General features: G+C 62.7%; 19 protein-coding genes. 11 read left to right on the top strand and 8 right to left on the bottom strand.

Going from position 1 to position 15,190, the window contains the following annotated elements:
• Window positions 1-10: 10 nt before the first annotated feature.
• Complete coding sequence (locus PRZ03_RS07950; protein ID WP_273599793.1) at window positions 11-874, bottom strand: class I SAM-dependent methyltransferase; 864 nt, start codon at window positions 872-874, stop codon at window positions 11-13.
• 148 nt (window positions 875-1,022) lie between these two features.
• Between PRZ03_RS07950 and PRZ03_RS07945 the strand changes: the two genes are divergently transcribed.
• The gene (locus tag PRZ03_RS07945; RefSeq protein ID WP_273599792.1) at window positions 1,023-1,364 is read left to right on the top strand and encodes a zinc ribbon domain-containing protein YjdM; all 342 of its coding nucleotides are present in this window, start codon (window positions 1,023-1,025) and stop codon (window positions 1,362-1,364) included.
• Window positions 1,365-1,392: 28 nt separating this feature from the next.
• On the opposite strand, the gene PRZ03_RS07940 is transcribed toward PRZ03_RS07945, so the two are convergent.
• Window positions 1,393-2,850, bottom strand: a complete 1,458-nt coding sequence (locus PRZ03_RS07940; protein ID WP_273599791.1) for an aminotransferase-like domain-containing protein — start codon at window positions 2,848-2,850, stop codon at window positions 1,393-1,395.
• A gap of 152 nt (window positions 2,851-3,002) precedes the next feature.
• On the opposite strand from PRZ03_RS07940, the gene PRZ03_RS07935 reads away from it, so the two are divergent.
• Both PRZ03_RS07935 and PRZ03_RS07930 read left to right on the top strand, forming a co-directional pair.
• Window positions 3,003-3,290, top strand: coding sequence for a DUF2917 domain-containing protein (locus PRZ03_RS07935; RefSeq protein ID WP_273599790.1), 288 nt, complete (start codon window positions 3,003-3,005; stop codon window positions 3,288-3,290).
• 30 nt (window positions 3,291-3,320) lie between these two features.
• The gene (locus PRZ03_RS07930; RefSeq protein WP_273599789.1) at window positions 3,321-3,866 is read left to right on the top strand and encodes a hypothetical protein; all 546 of its coding nucleotides are present in this window, start codon (window positions 3,321-3,323) and stop codon (window positions 3,864-3,866) included.
• 18 nt (window positions 3,867-3,884) lie between these two features.
• Here the strand turns inward: PRZ03_RS07930 and rpe are convergent, their stop codons facing one another.
• Entirely contained in the window at window positions 3,885-4,571 is a 687-nt protein-coding gene (gene rpe / locus PRZ03_RS07925; RefSeq protein WP_273599788.1) for a ribulose-phosphate 3-epimerase, read from the bottom strand.
• 54 nt (window positions 4,572-4,625) lie between these two features.
• The gene (locus PRZ03_RS07920) at window positions 4,626-5,321 is read right to left on the bottom strand and encodes a TetR/AcrR family transcriptional regulator (RefSeq protein ID WP_273599787.1); all 696 of its coding nucleotides are present in this window, start codon (window positions 5,319-5,321) and stop codon (window positions 4,626-4,628) included.
• Window positions 5,322-5,504: 183 nt separating this feature from the next.
• Between PRZ03_RS07920 and PRZ03_RS07915 the strand changes: the two genes are divergently transcribed.
• The gene (locus PRZ03_RS07915) at window positions 5,505-6,476 is read left to right on the top strand and encodes a fasciclin domain-containing protein (protein ID WP_273599786.1); all 972 of its coding nucleotides are present in this window, start codon (window positions 5,505-5,507) and stop codon (window positions 6,474-6,476) included.
• Window positions 6,477-6,519: 43 nt separating this feature from the next.
• On the opposite strand, the gene PRZ03_RS07910 is transcribed toward PRZ03_RS07915, so the two are convergent.
• Entirely contained in the window at window positions 6,520-7,155 is a 636-nt protein-coding gene (locus PRZ03_RS07910) for a DNA-3-methyladenine glycosylase I (RefSeq protein ID WP_273599785.1), read from the bottom strand.
• An 84-nt stretch (window positions 7,156-7,239) separates the two neighbouring features.
• On the opposite strand from PRZ03_RS07910, the gene apaG reads away from it, so the two are divergent.
• A complete protein-coding gene (gene apaG / locus PRZ03_RS07905; protein WP_263533661.1) occupies window positions 7,240-7,614 on the top strand; it encodes a Co2+/Mg2+ efflux protein ApaG in 375 nt (124 codons plus the stop codon).
• Window positions 7,614-9,638 (top strand): site-specific recombinase, encoded by a 2,025-nt coding sequence (locus PRZ03_RS07900; RefSeq protein ID WP_273599784.1) that lies wholly within the window; start codon window positions 7,614-7,616, stop codon window positions 9,636-9,638. The genes apaG and PRZ03_RS07900 overlap by 1 nt, the downstream gene beginning before the upstream one ends.
• On the opposite strand, the gene PRZ03_RS07895 is transcribed toward PRZ03_RS07900, so the two are convergent.
• Window positions 9,635-9,769, bottom strand: a complete 135-nt coding sequence (locus tag PRZ03_RS07895; RefSeq protein ID WP_263533659.1) for a hypothetical protein — start codon at window positions 9,767-9,769, stop codon at window positions 9,635-9,637. The genes PRZ03_RS07900 and PRZ03_RS07895 overlap by 4 nt on opposite strands.
• Between PRZ03_RS07895 and mltA the strand changes: the two genes are divergently transcribed.
• Together mltA and PRZ03_RS07885 are read left to right on the top strand one after the other, a co-directional pair.
• Window positions 9,768-10,964, top strand: coding sequence for a murein transglycosylase A (mltA, locus tag PRZ03_RS07890; protein WP_273599783.1), 1,197 nt, complete (start codon window positions 9,768-9,770; stop codon window positions 10,962-10,964). The two genes, PRZ03_RS07895 and mltA, sit on opposite strands and share 2 nt — an antisense overlap.
• Before the next feature lie 168 nt (window positions 10,965-11,132).
• Entirely contained in the window at window positions 11,133-11,654 is a 522-nt protein-coding gene (locus tag PRZ03_RS07885) for a potassium channel family protein (RefSeq protein ID WP_273599782.1), read from the top strand.
• A gap of 48 nt (window positions 11,655-11,702) precedes the next feature.
• Here the strand turns inward: PRZ03_RS07885 and PRZ03_RS07880 are convergent, their stop codons facing one another.
• Both PRZ03_RS07880 and PRZ03_RS07875 read right to left on the bottom strand, forming a co-directional pair.
• Window positions 11,703-12,647, bottom strand: coding sequence for a DedA family protein/thiosulfate sulfurtransferase GlpE (locus tag PRZ03_RS07880; protein ID WP_273599781.1), 945 nt, complete (start codon window positions 12,645-12,647; stop codon window positions 11,703-11,705).
• 45 nt (window positions 12,648-12,692) lie between these two features.
• Window positions 12,693-12,974 (bottom strand): DUF427 domain-containing protein, encoded by a 282-nt coding sequence (locus tag PRZ03_RS07875; RefSeq protein WP_273599780.1) that lies wholly within the window; start codon window positions 12,972-12,974, stop codon window positions 12,693-12,695.
• A 59-nt stretch (window positions 12,975-13,033) separates the two neighbouring features.
• Here PRZ03_RS07875 and PRZ03_RS07870 point away from each other — a divergent pair, with 59 nt between their 5' ends.
• From PRZ03_RS07870 to PRZ03_RS07860, 3 genes are all read left to right on the top strand, one after another.
• Entirely contained in the window at window positions 13,034-13,273 is a 240-nt protein-coding gene (locus tag PRZ03_RS07870; RefSeq protein ID WP_273599779.1) for a hypothetical protein, read from the top strand.
• Window positions 13,274-13,335: 62 nt separating this feature from the next.
• Window positions 13,336-14,214 (top strand): TIGR02285 family protein, encoded by an 879-nt coding sequence (locus PRZ03_RS07865; RefSeq protein WP_273599778.1) that lies wholly within the window; start codon window positions 13,336-13,338, stop codon window positions 14,212-14,214.
• A gap of 90 nt (window positions 14,215-14,304) precedes the next feature.
• On the top strand, window positions 14,305-15,186 hold the full coding sequence (locus PRZ03_RS07860; protein WP_273599777.1) for a hypothetical protein: 882 nt from the start codon (window positions 14,305-14,307) through the stop codon (window positions 15,184-15,186).
• Window positions 15,187-15,190: the final 4 nt, after the last annotated feature.

Below are 15,190 nucleotides of genomic sequence, written 5' to 3'. Positions count from 1 at the left end.
CCGTGTGAACTCAGGGTTTGACGAACTTCAGCGTCATACGGTCGCTTTCACCGATCGCCTCGAACTTGGCCCGGTCTTTGTCCTTCAGCGCGTAGCTGGGCGGCAAAGACCAGACACCACCCTCGTGGTCAGCCGTGTCCTTGGGGTTGGCATTGATCTCGGAGCTTGCAAGCAGCTTGAAGCCCACGCTTTCGGCCATACGGATCACATAAGCCTGGTGCACATAGCCGCTCTCGGCCTTTTCGTCCTGCTTGACCGAAGCCGGGCGGCGATGCTCGACGACGCCAAACGTGCCGCCGGGTTTGAGCGCGGTGAAAGCACTCTTGAACACGGCTTGCGTCTTCTCTTCGCCATTGCCTATCCAGTTGTGCACATTGCGGAATGTCAGCACCAGGTCGGCCGAGCCGGGCTTGGCGTAATCCAGCTTGCCGGCGCCGGCCGCAAACACCGTCACCTGCGCCTTGTCATAGACGGCCGGCAGGGCCGCTAACTTTTCCTTCATGCGGGCGGCACTGCGCTGGAAGTAAGGAATCTCGGAGCTGGGGTCGTCACCGGCCAGGATCAGCTGCCCCTTGTCGCGCAAATAGGGTGCCAAGATTTCGGTATACCAACCACCCCCTGGCGACAACTCGACCACGGTGTAGTTCGGCTTGATGCCGAAGAAGCTCAGCGTTTCGTAGGGGTGGCGAGCCGAGTCGCGGGCCACATTGGCAGGCGTGCGATGCGGCGCGGCAATCGCGGCCTTCAAGGCTTGATCCACCGGTTCTGCCGCTGCAGCCCGCGCTGTCGCGGTCAAGCTCAAGGCTGCAAAGGCCGAGCAAGCGATAAGCAGGCCCGAAGTCAAGTTGCGGCTCGTTTTCAATGTCAAGGTCATGATGATGCTCCGACTGTTTACTTGCAAAATTTTTGCCAGCCGCAGTATGACGCGTGTCGGTGACTTGTGCCGAAAGGCATCGCCACCTGCCGAGCGAACCTGCGCTCGCGTACATTAGACACCCCGCATCTTGTTCCGAACATTGACCATGCCCACGCCCTCCGCCTGCCCCGTCTGCACACTTGAAAACACCTACCGCGACGGCGAAATGAACATCTGCCCCGACTGCGGCCATGAGTGGAGCGATGCGGCTGAGGCGGCCCCAGCTGACGAAAGCGCCAAGGTCGTGCGCGACGCCAATGGCCAGATTCTGGTCGATGGCGACTCGGTCATCTTGGTCAAGGACCTGAAGGTCAAGGGCTCGTCCATCACGCTCAAAAAAGGCGCCAAGGCCAAGAGCATACGTTTGGTGGACGGCGATCATGACGTCGATTGCAAGATCGACGGCGTCAGCCTGATGCTGAAGTCAGAGTTTTTGAAAAAAGCCTGAACCGGACTGAAGCAAGCCTGAGGCAGCCTCAGGCTGCGCGGCTGCGCAAAGCCGCTTCCAACATCTGTGTGGCCAAGGCGCCGATTCGGCACAAGGCTTGCGGATGCTCCTTGCCCCAGCGCCCACCCACACTCAGCCTGAGGCAATGCCGAAAGCGCGGGCTGGCGCTGAACATTGAGCCCGGTGCGATACAGATGTTTTCTGCCATACAAGCCTCGTACAAGGCCACCGCATCCAGCCCGGCCGGCAACTCCACCCACAGGATGAAGCCCCCGCCCGGGTCACTGACGCGCGTTCCTCTGGGGAAGCTGCCGGCGATCAGGCTGCGCGCCTCGTCAACCCGCCGAGCCAAGTTGGCGCGCAATTGCCGCAGTGCTGCTGCCGCCCCGGCCTGGTTCAGGAGATCGGCCAGGGCCAGCTCCACCACAGCTGTTTGCGCGCCGGCTTGCACCGACTGGATTTTGTGAATGGTTTGCGCCCAGCGCCCACCATCCACCCAACCCAAGCGCAGGCCAGGGGCCATGGTCTTGCTGAAGGACCCGCAAAGCATCACATGGCCGGTGTTGTCGAAAGAGCGCACGGCGCGCCGCTTGTCCTCCTGCTCAGCCAAGTCGTTGTAGATCACATCTTCGACCAAGGCGATATCGTGCCGGGCAACCATCTGCGCCAGCCGTTTGCGCTCTGCCAAGGGCATGCAAGAGCCCATCGGGTTGGACAGCGTAGGCACCACCAACAAGGCCTTGATGGCCTGCGTATCCAGCGCCAGCTGCAGGGCGTCCAGCGAGATACCGTGGCGCGGATGGGTAGGAATTTCCAAGGCGCGCAGATGCAAGCTCTGCAATATCTCGAGAAAGCCAAAATAGGTCGGCGACTCCAGGGCCACTACATCGCCAGGCTTGGTGACAGCCTTCAGGCATAGCGTGATCGCTTCCATGCAGCTATTGGTCATGACCAGGTCGCCGGCCTGCAATTCACATCCCAGCCCGAGTGCGTATCGGGCAACAGCGCGGCGTACTTCCTCTCGCCCAGGCCCCAGCGGGTAGGTGCACAGGAGTTCGCGGTGGCGTTGCACCACTTTCGTGAAGGCCCGGCGCACGCGGTCCTGGTCAAAAAGCTCGGGCTCCGGGCAGGCCGCGCCAAAGGAGATCAGGCCCGGCACAGCCGATTGCCGCAGAACTTCCTGTCCAAGCTCGTCCAAATGCACCACCCGCGAGCGCGGTCGTGCGCGCGACAGCTGCGGCTCGGGCAAGGCCGTCGGCCGGCTGGCCACAAAGTAACCCGAGCGCGGTTTGGCGACGATCAGCCGGGCATCCTCCAGCCAACGCAGCGCCTGCACCGCCGTGGATGCCGACACCGCCTGCTGCGACGCCAGTTCACGCACCGAGGCCAGCCGCTCGCCCCGCTTCAAGGTACCGGCGCGAATGGCGCGCGCCAAGCGTTCGGCGATCTGCAGGTACAGCGGGCCCTCGTTCGAGACATCATCCATGCCGCATTTTGTACCAGGCTCCGGTATTGCGAGCAATACAGATGATGGGCAAGCCGCACCATACAGTCCAGCGCAACACAGAGTCTGTACGGTACAGATTGGTCGGCGTCTGTGGCTGGCTGAACAGGCACAAAGGCCGCAAAGTCAATGCCATGGACAACACCCTGACCCGAACCGACATCACCCCTGAACCGGGCTCGCTGTGCAAGCAGCTCAAACTGCCTGCCAATGCCGCCAGCCAATTGCTGCAGCTGCGGTGTGGTCAAAGCCTGCTGGTGCAGGTCAGCCAGGGCTGGCTGTGGCTGACGCGGGACGGGGAGCTCGATGACATCATCCTGCCATCAGGCTCACGCCTGCAATTGCAAGAGCCGGGCAATTACCGCTTGGGCGCCTTCGGCCCGGCAGATGCAGCGGTGACCTCTTGGTCGGCACCTCGATAATGCCCAATTCCATCTTCATGAGCCGCTTTCATGAGCAGCAATTCCGAATCCAACAACGAGGCAGCACCGCTGCCGCGCAGTGGTCATCGCTGGGCCACGATATCGGCGATTCGCGCCCGCACGATGATCATCGCGCTCTGCGCCTTGGGCACCTCGCTCTGGCAGGGTTACACGATTCAAAAGCACAACCGCTTGATGGTGCAGCCGATTCTGGACGAAGAGATCAACACCGACGCTGACGGCCGGTGGGAGAGCTATGTACTCAACAGCGGCCTCGGCCCGGCCAAGGTGTTGCGCGTCGACTACCGGGTCGACGGCAAGGCAGTTGAAGGTTTGGGCGACGCGCTCAAGGCCTTGGGTGAACCGGCGGAATGCTATGGCACCGGCAGCCTGGTGCATTTCTACCGCGTCAACCAGCGCCAGCAGGTGTTGAGGACGCTAGACAAGCGCTGCGCCAAAACTTCAGACGAATTGAAGCTGCTCTTGTCCAGGCTGCAACTCACGCTGCACTATGAGTCCCTCTATGGCGACAAGGCGGTCTTGAACATGTTTGGGCCGGAAGCAAGCGCGCCCTGATGCGGGTGCCGGCAGGTTTTACCGCGCCAACTCGGCGCGCATCGCGTCGATGACGGCCTTGTAGTCCGGCTTGCCGAAGATGGCTGAACCGGCCACAAAGGTGTCGGCGCCGGCATCTTTGATTTGCCGGATGTTGTCGATCTTGACGCCGCCGTCGATCTCCAGGCGGATGGCACGGCCACTTTGCTCGATGATGCGGCGCGCTTGCTCGAGCTTCTTCAAGGCACTGGGCAAAAAGCTCTGACCGCCAAAACCGGGGTTGACGCTCATGATCAAAATCATGTCGACCTTGTCGATCACCCACTCCAGCACATCCAGCGGTTCGGCCGGATTGAACACCAAGCCGGCTTGCTTGCCCTCAGCCTTGATCAACTGCAGCGTGCGATCCACATGCTTGGATGCGTCGGGATGGAACGTGATCATGTCGGCGCCGGCCTTGGCGAAGGCGACAGCCAGGGCATCCACCGGCTCCACCATCAGGTGCACGTCTATCATCGCGGGCGTACCGTCGGGCTTGACCGAGTGCTTGCGCAGAGCCTCGCAGACCATAGGCCCGAAGGTCAGATTGGGCACGTAATGATTGTCCATCACGTCGAAGTGAATCCAGTCGGCGCCGGCCGCCAACACATTGCGCACCTCCTCGCCCAAGCGGGCAAAGTCAGCGGACAGCAGGCTGGGGGCGATACAGAAATTGCTCTTGCTCATGGCGATATGGCGGGGCCTGTGCGGCCTGCGCGTTGAATTGGGCGATGGCGGATTTTAAGGACTGGCGCGACCACGGCTTGCAGGCGCGCGCTTTTTCGCCGGCGCAAGCGCAGCATTGGGTTCGCTTTCGAGCAGAGGCTGCGCTGCCGCGAGACCGCCGAAACAGCTCAGCAGCAAGATCTCGATGATCTGCTCATCGCTGTATTGGCCGCCGGCCTTGAGCAAACCCAGCACCGGGTCGCAGGCCCGGGCAAACAAGGTGTAGAGCACCACCTCAGGAGGCAGCTCGGGCCGCAAGTCGCCGGCGGCCTGCGCCGCTGTGATCCAAACGCCCAGTTCGTCGGACAGGCTCATCAAGCGGTCCAAATAGACCTTGTGCCCCAGCAACGCGGCCCGCAAGCTGGAATTCTGCGCCGGCAACGAGGGCATCTCGCCTGCTAGCTGGACACGCATGGTCCAGCGCGCCACCGCTTTGAGTTGCGACAGGGCAGGCGCAGCTGGGTCTTGCTCGCGCAGCCGGGCCAACTCGGCCAATGCCCGCTCCAGCACCCGCACCATGGCCGCAGCGGCCAGATCCTCCTTGGAGTTGAAGTGCTTGTACAGGCTGGCCTTGGCAATGCCGACGTCGGCCACCACCTCGTCAACCGTCATCAGATCGAAGCCTTTTTCGGCCAGCAAACGGTTGACCGACGCCACGATCGCGTCTTCGCGCAGCTGCAGCTGTTGTTCACGGAAGGAGGTTTTTGCCATGCCGCCATTCTAGGCTGCCTGCCCACAAAAAAATACAAGCCAGTCTTTACGAGAACCAACAATTCACAATATGTACCGTATAGTTGACAATGTGAACTGTATCGTTCACATTTACGCCAATCGCTAATGCTGCTCCGGTCGCTCCAGACCCCCATCTGCAGACACCCATCGAAAGCACCCACCATGTTGAACTGGCTCAAGAACACCGCTCAGCCCTCGCCGGCGCGCCCTGCTTCACGCTTGATCGAATCATTGCCATCACCAAGCTCTGCGTCTTCCGCGGCAATCCTGTTGGACCCGCCCGCGCGAGCGCTGCGGCACCCGGCGGCGCTGGACTTGGGCGATGGCTGTTGGCGCGAGGCCCTGCAGGCCGCCGGCCTGAGCAGCCTGATGCACAGCCCCGGCAACCTTGCCCTGCTGGTGCCCAGCGACCGCGCCTTCCTTGATTTATTGCATGAGCTGAAACTGAGCTGGCCTGAGCTTTGTGCGGATCTGCCGCGCCTGCGTCGCCTCTTATTGGGTCATGTGCTGATGGACGGCTCAGCCCTGACGGCCGCACGCCCCGGCGCCTTGCTGCGCACCGCCGACCAAGGCGTGCTGCAATTGCTCGGAGACGGCCGCTTGCGTGACGCCCTGGGCCGGCATGCCCAGACGCTTGGCCTCATCGCCCCGCGGCAAAAGCTTGGGCCCGTCGCCCGTCTGATCGATCGCGTGTTGCGCCCCGCCGAGCGCGGTCTGCTGGATCTGCTGGCCGACAGTCCCGCGCACAGCGATTTTCTTCAGGCGCTGCGCAGTACCGGTCTGAGCAGCTGGCTCAGCGGCGGCGGCCCCATCACCGTGTTGGCCCCTTGCAATAGCGCTTGGGCCGCGCAAGTGGAAGCCGGCCAGTATGCCGCCGCCGAGGCTCGCGCTGCGTTTCGCTTGGAAGATATGCTTGGCCGCCACCTCGTGGCGGGCCGCTGGCTCAGCGACGAAATACCCTGGGGCGGCCAAATCCCCAACCTAAGCGGTGAGGCCGTCAGCCTGAGCCCCTTGGGGCTGATCAGTTGTGGCCCATCAAGCTGGGCCCAGCCCCAGTCGCTGCATCCGGGCAGTGACAGAATTGCCAACAATGGCGTGCTGCATCGCTTGGCCTGCCCGAATAGCCTGGCCTGACAGCATTTAACTCGGCCCCGCCTTCTCTGAGCGCAGGGCTGGCTCAGGCTCGCACAGAGACCTTTGGCGGTTTGAAACGCTGACGCGCCAAATCAGCTCGGCTGCGGGTGACGCAGCCCAGCGCATGGTCGTTGAACAAACCCATGGACTGCATATAGGCATACATGGTGGTGGGACCGACAAACTTCCAGCCGCGCCGCTTCAAATCCTTGGAAAGCGCGCGCGAAGCCTCCGACTCGGTAGCCATCAGCGGCTGATCCAACGCGGCCGGCTCAAAACTCCAGATATAGGCTGCCAAGCTGCCTTGCTCGGCGACCAGCTCGATACAGCGCTGCGCGTTATTGATGACCGCCTCGATCTTGCCGCGATGCCGCACGATGCCGGCGTCTTGGAGCAAACGCCCGATATCAGCGCCATCGAATCGCGCCATCCGCTCAATTTCGAAGTTGGCAAACGCGGCCCTGAAGGCTTCCCGCTTGTTCAGAATGGTGCGCCAGGACAGGCCGGACTGAAAACCTTCCAGGCAGAGCTTTTCAAACAGGCGCCGATCGTCGTCGACCGGAAAACCCCATTCCTCGTCGTGATAGCGCAGGTAGCCGGCGTCACCCGCCGCAGCGGCACACCACAAACAGCGCGGTTGGCCGTCGCTGGGTAAGAAAAGGGGTTGGGTTGCACTCATGGCTGAAGGTCGGATCGGCTTGAACCCGCGGAGCATAGCGCCCCGCCCAGGGCATGGGTTTACCGGCGCCCCTAGAATCCAGCCATGGCTAATCCGCAAATCAAATGCACCGTGCTCGTGCAAGTCCTGCCCGAGCAAACCGATGCACAGCAAGGCGTCTACGCCTTCAGCTACGCAATCACCTTGGAGAACACCGGTGACATCGCCGCCCAGGTCATCGCGCGGCACTGGCATATCACCGATGCGCGCGGCTTCGAGCAAACCGTGGACGGGCTGGCCCTGGTCGGCCATCAACCGCTGCTGGCGCCGGGCCAAAAATTTCAATACAGCAGCTGGGCGCAAATCGCCACGCCCCAAGGCAGCATGCATGGGCGCTTGCTATGCGTGACCGAGGAGGCCGAAATCTTCTACACCGAGGTCCCTGAATTCATGCTGGCCGACAGCGGCGCGCTGCATTGATGTTCGGACTCTTTCGAGCGGCACCCGGTTGGGACTTGACCGCGCTGCTGAATGCCGCCGAACCCCGCGCAAGCCTGGCCAAACGCAATCTCTGGCTGGCGCGCCTGCTTGAATGGCTGCGTCACCCGGTTTCCCGCGATGAGGCCAGCACCGGCACCACGCTGCTGCCGGTGCTGCGGATCAAGCACCTGCTCAATGTGCTGGAGCGCAACCCCGAACATGCTCGGGCCTTCGCCGGCGTATTGACCTCGATCTGGCGCGATGTGGACGCCATCGGCTTGTTTGCCGATGTCGGTTTCGCGCCGCGCGTGGCCTTGTGGGGCGAGTTTGTGCACCGCCTGCGCCAGCACTTGCTGCCGCGTACCGCCGACACCACCGACCTGGCCGAACTGTTCGACCTGCTCTTCCCCGAGCAGGCCGACGAGCAGTGGCTGCTGGCACTCGATGATGAATTGCTGCAACGCCTGAGCCATGTGCTGCTGGGGCAGACGCGCAACAAAGCCTGGCAAGCACCCATGCTCAGCGGGCTGACCACCTTGGTCAGCACGGTGCGGGCTTCTGGTCTATCCGCCACGCTGCGCCGACGCATGAGCGCCGACTTGCTGGCCAATCAGCCCTTTGAGCAACTGGCCAGCGCCTGCGACGATATGGTCGATGCCTTGCGCGCCGGGGACGCTGACAAAACCGGGCAAGCCTTGCAATACCTGCGCGCCTTGCTGGAAGCCTGCCGCGCAGCCGCTGCCACCATCCCCGACCATCTGGAAGCTCATGGCGTCTCGGTCGAAATCGTCTTCGCTTTGGAGCAGATGCAAGCCCGCATCGAACGTATCGAAGCGCTGCTGATCTGCCTGGTGGCTGAGCAGCCGCAACGCGAACTGGCGCGTTTGCTGGCCAGCCTGGTGCGCGTGGTGCATGAGCGGCGCAGCATCACACAGCTGTTCTCCAGCCATTACTCGCTGCTGGCGCGCAAGGTCGCCGAGCGCAGCGCCGAAACCGGCGAGCACTACATCACCCGCGACCGCGCCGACTATGGCCATATGCTCAAGCATGCGGCCGGCGGCGGCGCCATCATCGTGGGCACCACTTTTGCCAAATTCACCGTCATCGCCATCGGCATGAGTGCTTTTTGGACCGGCTTTTGGGCCGGCGCCAACTACGCGATGAGCTTTTTGATCATCCATCTCTTGCACTGGACGGTCGCCACCAAGCAGCCCGCCATGACCGCGCCGGCGATGGCGCAAAAGCTCGAACATATCGAGCGAGACGCCGATCTGCAAAGCTTTGTCGACGAGGTGGCCAATCTCTTGCGTTCGCAGTTTGCCGGCATCCTGGGCAATCTGGCTGTGGTCGCCCCGGTCGTACTGGGCGTGCAATTGCTCAGCAGCTTGCTCTTCGGCGCCCCCTTGGTCGGCGAAAAGTCGGCACATTACGTGCTGCATTCGCTGACCCTGCTGGGCCCCTCGGCGCTGTATGCGGCCTTCACCGGCGTGCTGCTGTTTGCCAGCTCCATGGTGGCGGGTTGGTTCGAGAACTGGTTTGTACTGCACCGGCTGGAGAGTGCCATCGCCTGGAACCCGTCCATCATCGCCCGCCTGGGCGCCTCGCGGGCCCAGCGCTGGGCCAAATGGTGGCGGGACAATGTGTCCGGCATCGCCGCCAATGTCTCGCTGGGCATGATGCTGGGCCTGGTGCCGGTGCTGCTGGACTTCATTGGGCTGCCGCTCGATGTGCGTCACGTCACGCTCTCGACCGGTCAATTGGCAGCCGCCGTCGGCGCGCTGGGCACAGACATCTTCCGCTTGGCCGACTTTTGGTGGTGCGTGGCCGGCATTGCGGTCACCGGCATCTTGAATCTGAGCGTTAGCTTCTACCTGGCGCTGAAGGTGGCGCTGCGTTCGCGCGGCATCCGTTTGGCCGACCGAGCCCGGGTCAGTTCGGCCATCTGGCGGCGCCTGCGCGAGCAACCGCGCAGCTTTCTACTGCCGCCCAAGGCCAGCAGCGATGCCTCCCCACCAGCGCCCTAATCCTTTTTGTCGCTGCCGTCTTCATCCGGCAGCCGCCGCTCGCCGCCCTTGCGGCCTGAAAACATCGTCCACCAGATGATGAACACGAAAACACACAAGGCCCCCAGCGCCTCCAACAAAAGCAATGTCATGGCTGCGGCCACCTCGATGATCTACACATTCAACGCCCTGCGGCGGACTGCCGCAGTGGCCGCGATTCTAGGGGGCTTGGTTGCCGGCTGCAGCAGCCCGCCCAAACCACCGCAGCCCAGCCCGGCGGGCCAACCCGCAGCGACCGCGCCCGCTGCCAATGGTGACCCCACACGCCAGCGCGCCGTGCTGCTGCGCGAGCGGGCCCGCTGGGTCGAGGCCGACTGGAGCGAGCTGCCCGGCTGGGGCGGCGACCGCGCGGCCGAGCTGTGGCCGGCGCTGCTGCGCGGCTGCGCACGTCCGGCTGAAGGCTGGGCCGAGGTTTGCGCGCAGGCCAAGAGCAACGCCGCGCCCGCCGATGACGCACAAGCGTCGCTTTGGTTGATGCAGCATCTGCGCCCCTACCGGGTCGAGTCGCATCAAGGCGAAGCCGTCGGCCTGCTCACCGGCTACTTCGAGCCGATGCTGGAGGCCACACGTCGCCCACAAGCGAGCTTTCAGGTGCCGGTGCATGCAGCACCCGCCGACCTGATGCAGCGCCGGCCCTATTTCACCCGCCAGCAAATCGAATCCGATGCCGCGCTGCGGGCACGCCTGAAGGCGCATGAGCTGGCCTTTTTGGAAGATCCGCTGGACTTGCTGGTACTGCAGATCCAAGGTTCGGGGCGTTTGCGCGTCAGCGACGCGAGCGGGCGCACGCAATGGGTACGCATGGCTTTTGCCGGTCATAACGATCATCCCTATCAGTCCATCGGCAAGGCCTTGATCGAGCGCGGCGAGCTGCGTGCTGGCGAAGCGTCCTGGCCCCTTATTCGCGACTGGCTGCGCCGCAATCCAGCGTTAGCGAAAGAGTTGCTGTGGAGCAATCCACGCTATGTTTTCTTCCGCGAAGAAGCTTTGCCCGACCCGGCCATCGGCCCGCGCGGTGCACAAGGCGTGGCCTTGACGCCGGGCCGCTCGATCGCGGTGGACCGCGCCAGCATCCCCTACGGCACGCCGGTCTGGCTGGACGCCACCGAGCCGCTGTCCAAGCAGCCCTTGCGCAAATTGGCGATGGCACAAGACACCGGCAGCGCCATCACCGGCGCGGTGCGGGCCGATTATTTCTGGGGCTGGGGTGGTGAAGCGGAACAGCAGGCCGGGCGTATGAAGCAGCCGCTGCGGCTGTGGGCGCTGTGGCCGGTGGGGGCCATGTAAGCCTGCCGCGCTTGCGGGAAATCCCGCTCGGCCGGCAGGCCTCTTGGGTCGCAAAGCTGTGTATGCTGCCGCACTCCAACTCTTTGTTGAGCGGGCAAGGCGACGCCGGTAATGCCGGCCTAAAACTCAGCAATCAACCCGTTCGCCCCCAAAGAAGCGCGCGCCCCGATGTCATTCAAAAACATAGATTGGCGGCAAATACCGCTCTACACGCTGGTGTTCATGTTCCTCTGGCCATTTTTGATCAGATCGAAAATTCTGGACCCGGGCGGCACGACGCTGTATTGGTTTATTGCCGCGACCTACATCAATTACCTGTCCTTCATCTTCAGCATCGCTTACGGCCAGCGCATGCAAATGGGCCTGCATCCGGCACAAGCGGTCTGGCTTTTTCTGCTCAGCAATATCTTGTTGATCCTGACCTTCGCGGCGGGCTGGCAGGTCTTTGATGTGTACGGCACGAGCGCGGGCTGCAACAACAACACCGACTTTCTTGATTCGCTGTATTTCTCGACCACGATCTTCGCAACCGTTGGCTTTGGCGACTTCCTACCCTGCAATGCCCACGGCAAGATGCTGTTCATCGCCGAGTCCATCATCGGCTCGACCCATTTCGGCATCTTCATCACGCTGATTTTTAGCCGGGTAATCTTTCCGGCCAGAGACCAAGAAGCCCCAAAAACTCGATAGGCTTTAGACGCCGAGAGAAGACCTGTCCTTCGCCGCTATGCGGAGGTTTCAAATGGGACTCTGGTCTGCCACCACCGCCCGGCCCGCCTGCGCCCAAGCGTCCAAGCCGCCCACCAAGGCACGCGCACGCGGCAGGCCCTGCTCGGCCAGCACCGTCACCGCCAGGGCCGCGCTGACTTCGTTAGGGCAGTTGCAATACAAGACCAATTCGCGGTCGCGTGGCAGCCTGGCGGCCTGTGCCTTGAGCTGGTCAATTTCCAGCAGCAGCGCGCCGGCAATGTGACGCGGGTCCACCGCCCGGCCGCCGGCGGCGCGCACATCAATGAAAACCGGCCCTGCGCCGCTGTCTTGCAGCGCCGCGGCCTCGGCCACCGTGATGCGTGCGCCCACGATGCGACGGGCAAAACGACGGCGCTGCCACAAGCGGCGCAAAACCAAACCGACAACAATCAAGGCCAGTGCCACTAGCGCAAAAAAGCCAGCGCTGGCCAGCATGTCCAAGACCTGTTGAATCTGATCCGACAGCATCCAACCCAAGAGCAGAAAAGTGCCACTCCACAGCAGGCCGGCAACAAAGTCATAGGCAATAAAGCGCTGCCAACTGAAACCCAGGGCGCCGGCCATCGGTGCGGCAACCACCGACACGCCTGGCAAAAACTTGGCCGCCAGCAAAGCCTGCCCGCCCCAGCGCAAGATGAGGCCCTCGCTTTGGCGCACGCAGGCATCGGGCGATAGCGAAATGCGGCACAGCAGTTTCATGACGCGGTAGCCATGGCGCCGCCCGGCCACAAACCAGATCACATCGCCGCCGATATTGGCCAACACGGCCGCCACCAGCGATGCCGAGCCCGAGAGTTGTCCCTCGGCCGCCAAGCCGCCCACTACCACCAACATCGGTGCGGCCGGCAGCGGCAAGCCGGCGCGCGCCGCCAGCGTCACCAAGAAGACCAGCAGCACGCCATGCGCGATCAAAAGCTCAATCAATTCGCGCATCAGCGTCCTTGACTGCGTCCAGCCGGCGAGCGCTCAAGTGCACCATCACTCCTGGATCTGCACGCCTTTCCAAAAGGCATAGTGACCCTTAATCTCAGCGGCAGCCTCGGTCGGCTCGGGGTAGAACCAGACCGCGTCCGGGTTCATTTCGCCGTTGACAAAGAGGCTCAGGTAATGGGCTTGGCCCTTCCAGGCGCAGCCGGTTCTGTGATTGCTGAAGGTCGTGTGCTCGCGCTTGAGCGACTCGGGCGGGAAGTAATGATTACCCTCGACGACCACCGTCTTGTCACTTTCGGCCACGACCACGCCATTCCAAACTGCTTTCATCTTGACTCTCCTGCCAATAACAATGCTGGCCGGACTATAGGACAGCCGACAATGCAGCGGTGAAACGCTACCACTCCCACCTTGACCGCGACATTTTTGTCACCTCCGGCTCCGCCAAGGACCTCAGCCCCGGCTCATTCGGCATCTGTGCCATCGACGGCGGCGCACAGGGCTGGTCGGTCGTGCATATTGGCCCCGACGGCGATGCCGCCGACCTGGGCGGCGAATACTATTTCGCCACTCCCGAAGAAGCCTTGGTCTTCTTGAAGGAGCTGATCGAGATGCTGCAGGCGGGCTAGTTTGGGCCGATACTTGTGCCGCTGCCTAGGCCTCAAGGTAGCAATCAAGGAGAGCCTAACCCATGCGCTTTGCTGCCGCCCTCGCCCTGCTGATACTCGGTGCGTGCCCGACCGAGATCTGCCGTGCGGCCAGCGACGTGGTAAGCCACATCCAATGGCTTTCAGCCGACGCGCCCGCCCACAAAAGCAAGGGGCCGAGCTACGGTATCACCGAGCTGCTGATCGCCTTCATGGACAGCGAATGGCCGCAGGTTCAGCATCAGTTGCTAACGGCCAATTCCAAGCGCAGCTGGCAGATGATAGGCAGTGGCGAGCCGGCCTGCCACACCACCGCCGTGCACACCGCCGAGCGCGAAAAGCTGGCCTATTTCAGCGATATCTTGCTGGTGCTACCCGCTCAATTGATCGTCAACCGAGCTCATCTGGCGGCGCTGCCGCTTAACACCAAGGGTGAAGTCGATCTGCCTCAGATGCTGCGCCAGGGCAACTTGCAAGGCGCGCTGGTCGAGGGGCGAAGCTATGGTGCCGTGGTAGACGCAGCGGTGGCAAGCCGCCCGGCCGGCGAGTCGCTGAAGTTCTTCTCTTCCCAAGGCTTTGGTGACAATGTGCTGCAGATGGTGCTCAAAGGGCATGCCGACTTCACCGTCGACTTTGATGTCGCTCTGCGCACGCTGGACGAACGCGGCATAGTGCGCAGTCAGCTCGTCGGCCTACCGATTCAAGGAGCCAGTGAACCGCTCGTTGTCGGCATCGCCTGCCCACGCAATGCCTGGGGTTTGAGCGCGATTCGGCAGATCGACAAGCTGATGTCCTCACCGGCCGGCTTGGGCCTGCTCAGAAGCGCCGGCACGCGCTGGGCCACGCCGGAGATCTTGCGCATCTACGGGCCCCGCTTGGAGCAGTTCTACAAAGAGCGCAGCAAACTAACGCATTACCCTTAAGCACCCTAGGCACTCCAGGCGCTGCGCCAACTGTGCAGATTGCGCGGCCAAGAACATGCTCTAAACTGGTCCGCACCAAGCCACTCAGCCATGGAGGCCATCAAAATGAAGTTGCCTGCGCTGCTGCTGGCTTTGTTCGCCTGGCCATTGACGGCTTTGGCTTCACAAGGCATTTCGCAGCCCGACGCGCAGCCGCCCGCGCTTGAACGCATCATCTGGATGAAGGCCGACGCCAAAGCAATCAATCCGGCGACGGCCTATATCGTCGAGCGCCTGCCGGCGATCCAGCATGAATACTTGTCGGTGAACGCGCTGCGGAGCTGGCAAATGATTGAGCGCGGCGAACATGCCTGCCGCCCGGTGACGGTGCGCACCGCGCAGCGAGAGGAGCGGGCCTACTTTGCCGACACCCATCTAGCGCCGCCGGCAGAGTTGCTGGTGCGGCGCGACAAACTGGCACTTGTGCCGCGCAACTCAGCGGGTGAGGTCGATCTGGAGTTGCTGATCAACAAAGGTTCTTTGCGCGGTGCATATGCCCGCGGGCGCAGCTACGGCGAGGCTATTGATCGCCTGTTGGCCAGCCAAGGCCAAAACAAGCAATTGGCCGACTATTCAATGGCAGGCTATGGCTCGCGCTTGCAGGACATGCTGGCGCGTGATCGCGCCGACTATCTGATCGAATCGAATGGCGCTTTGGCGCAGATGAGCGCCCGCAACATTGACGTCAAGCCCTTCCTCGATCTGCCCATCCAAGGCGCTTCTGAGCCGCTGGTGCTGGGCATTGCCTGCCCTCGCACGGCCTGGGGGCTGGCCGCCGTCAAGGCGATCGACCAGGTGCTCGGCACGCCCGCCGGCGCGGCTCATATGCGCAAGTCAAGCGCTAGCTGGTTCAGCGGAGCGGCGCTAGAGCGACTGAAACCGCAAATTGAGCAGTTCTATCTGCGCCGCAGCAAGCCGCACTACAGCGAATGATTCC

Origin of the sequence: Roseateles albus (genome assembly GCF_028595345.1) — a bacterium.
Classification (GTDB): domain Bacteria; phylum Pseudomonadota; class Gammaproteobacteria; order Burkholderiales; family Burkholderiaceae_C; genus Paucibacter_A; species Paucibacter_A albus.
The sequence above is the reverse complement of the archived record's forward strand: the minus strand, read 5'-3'. Positions and strand labels throughout refer to the sequence as shown.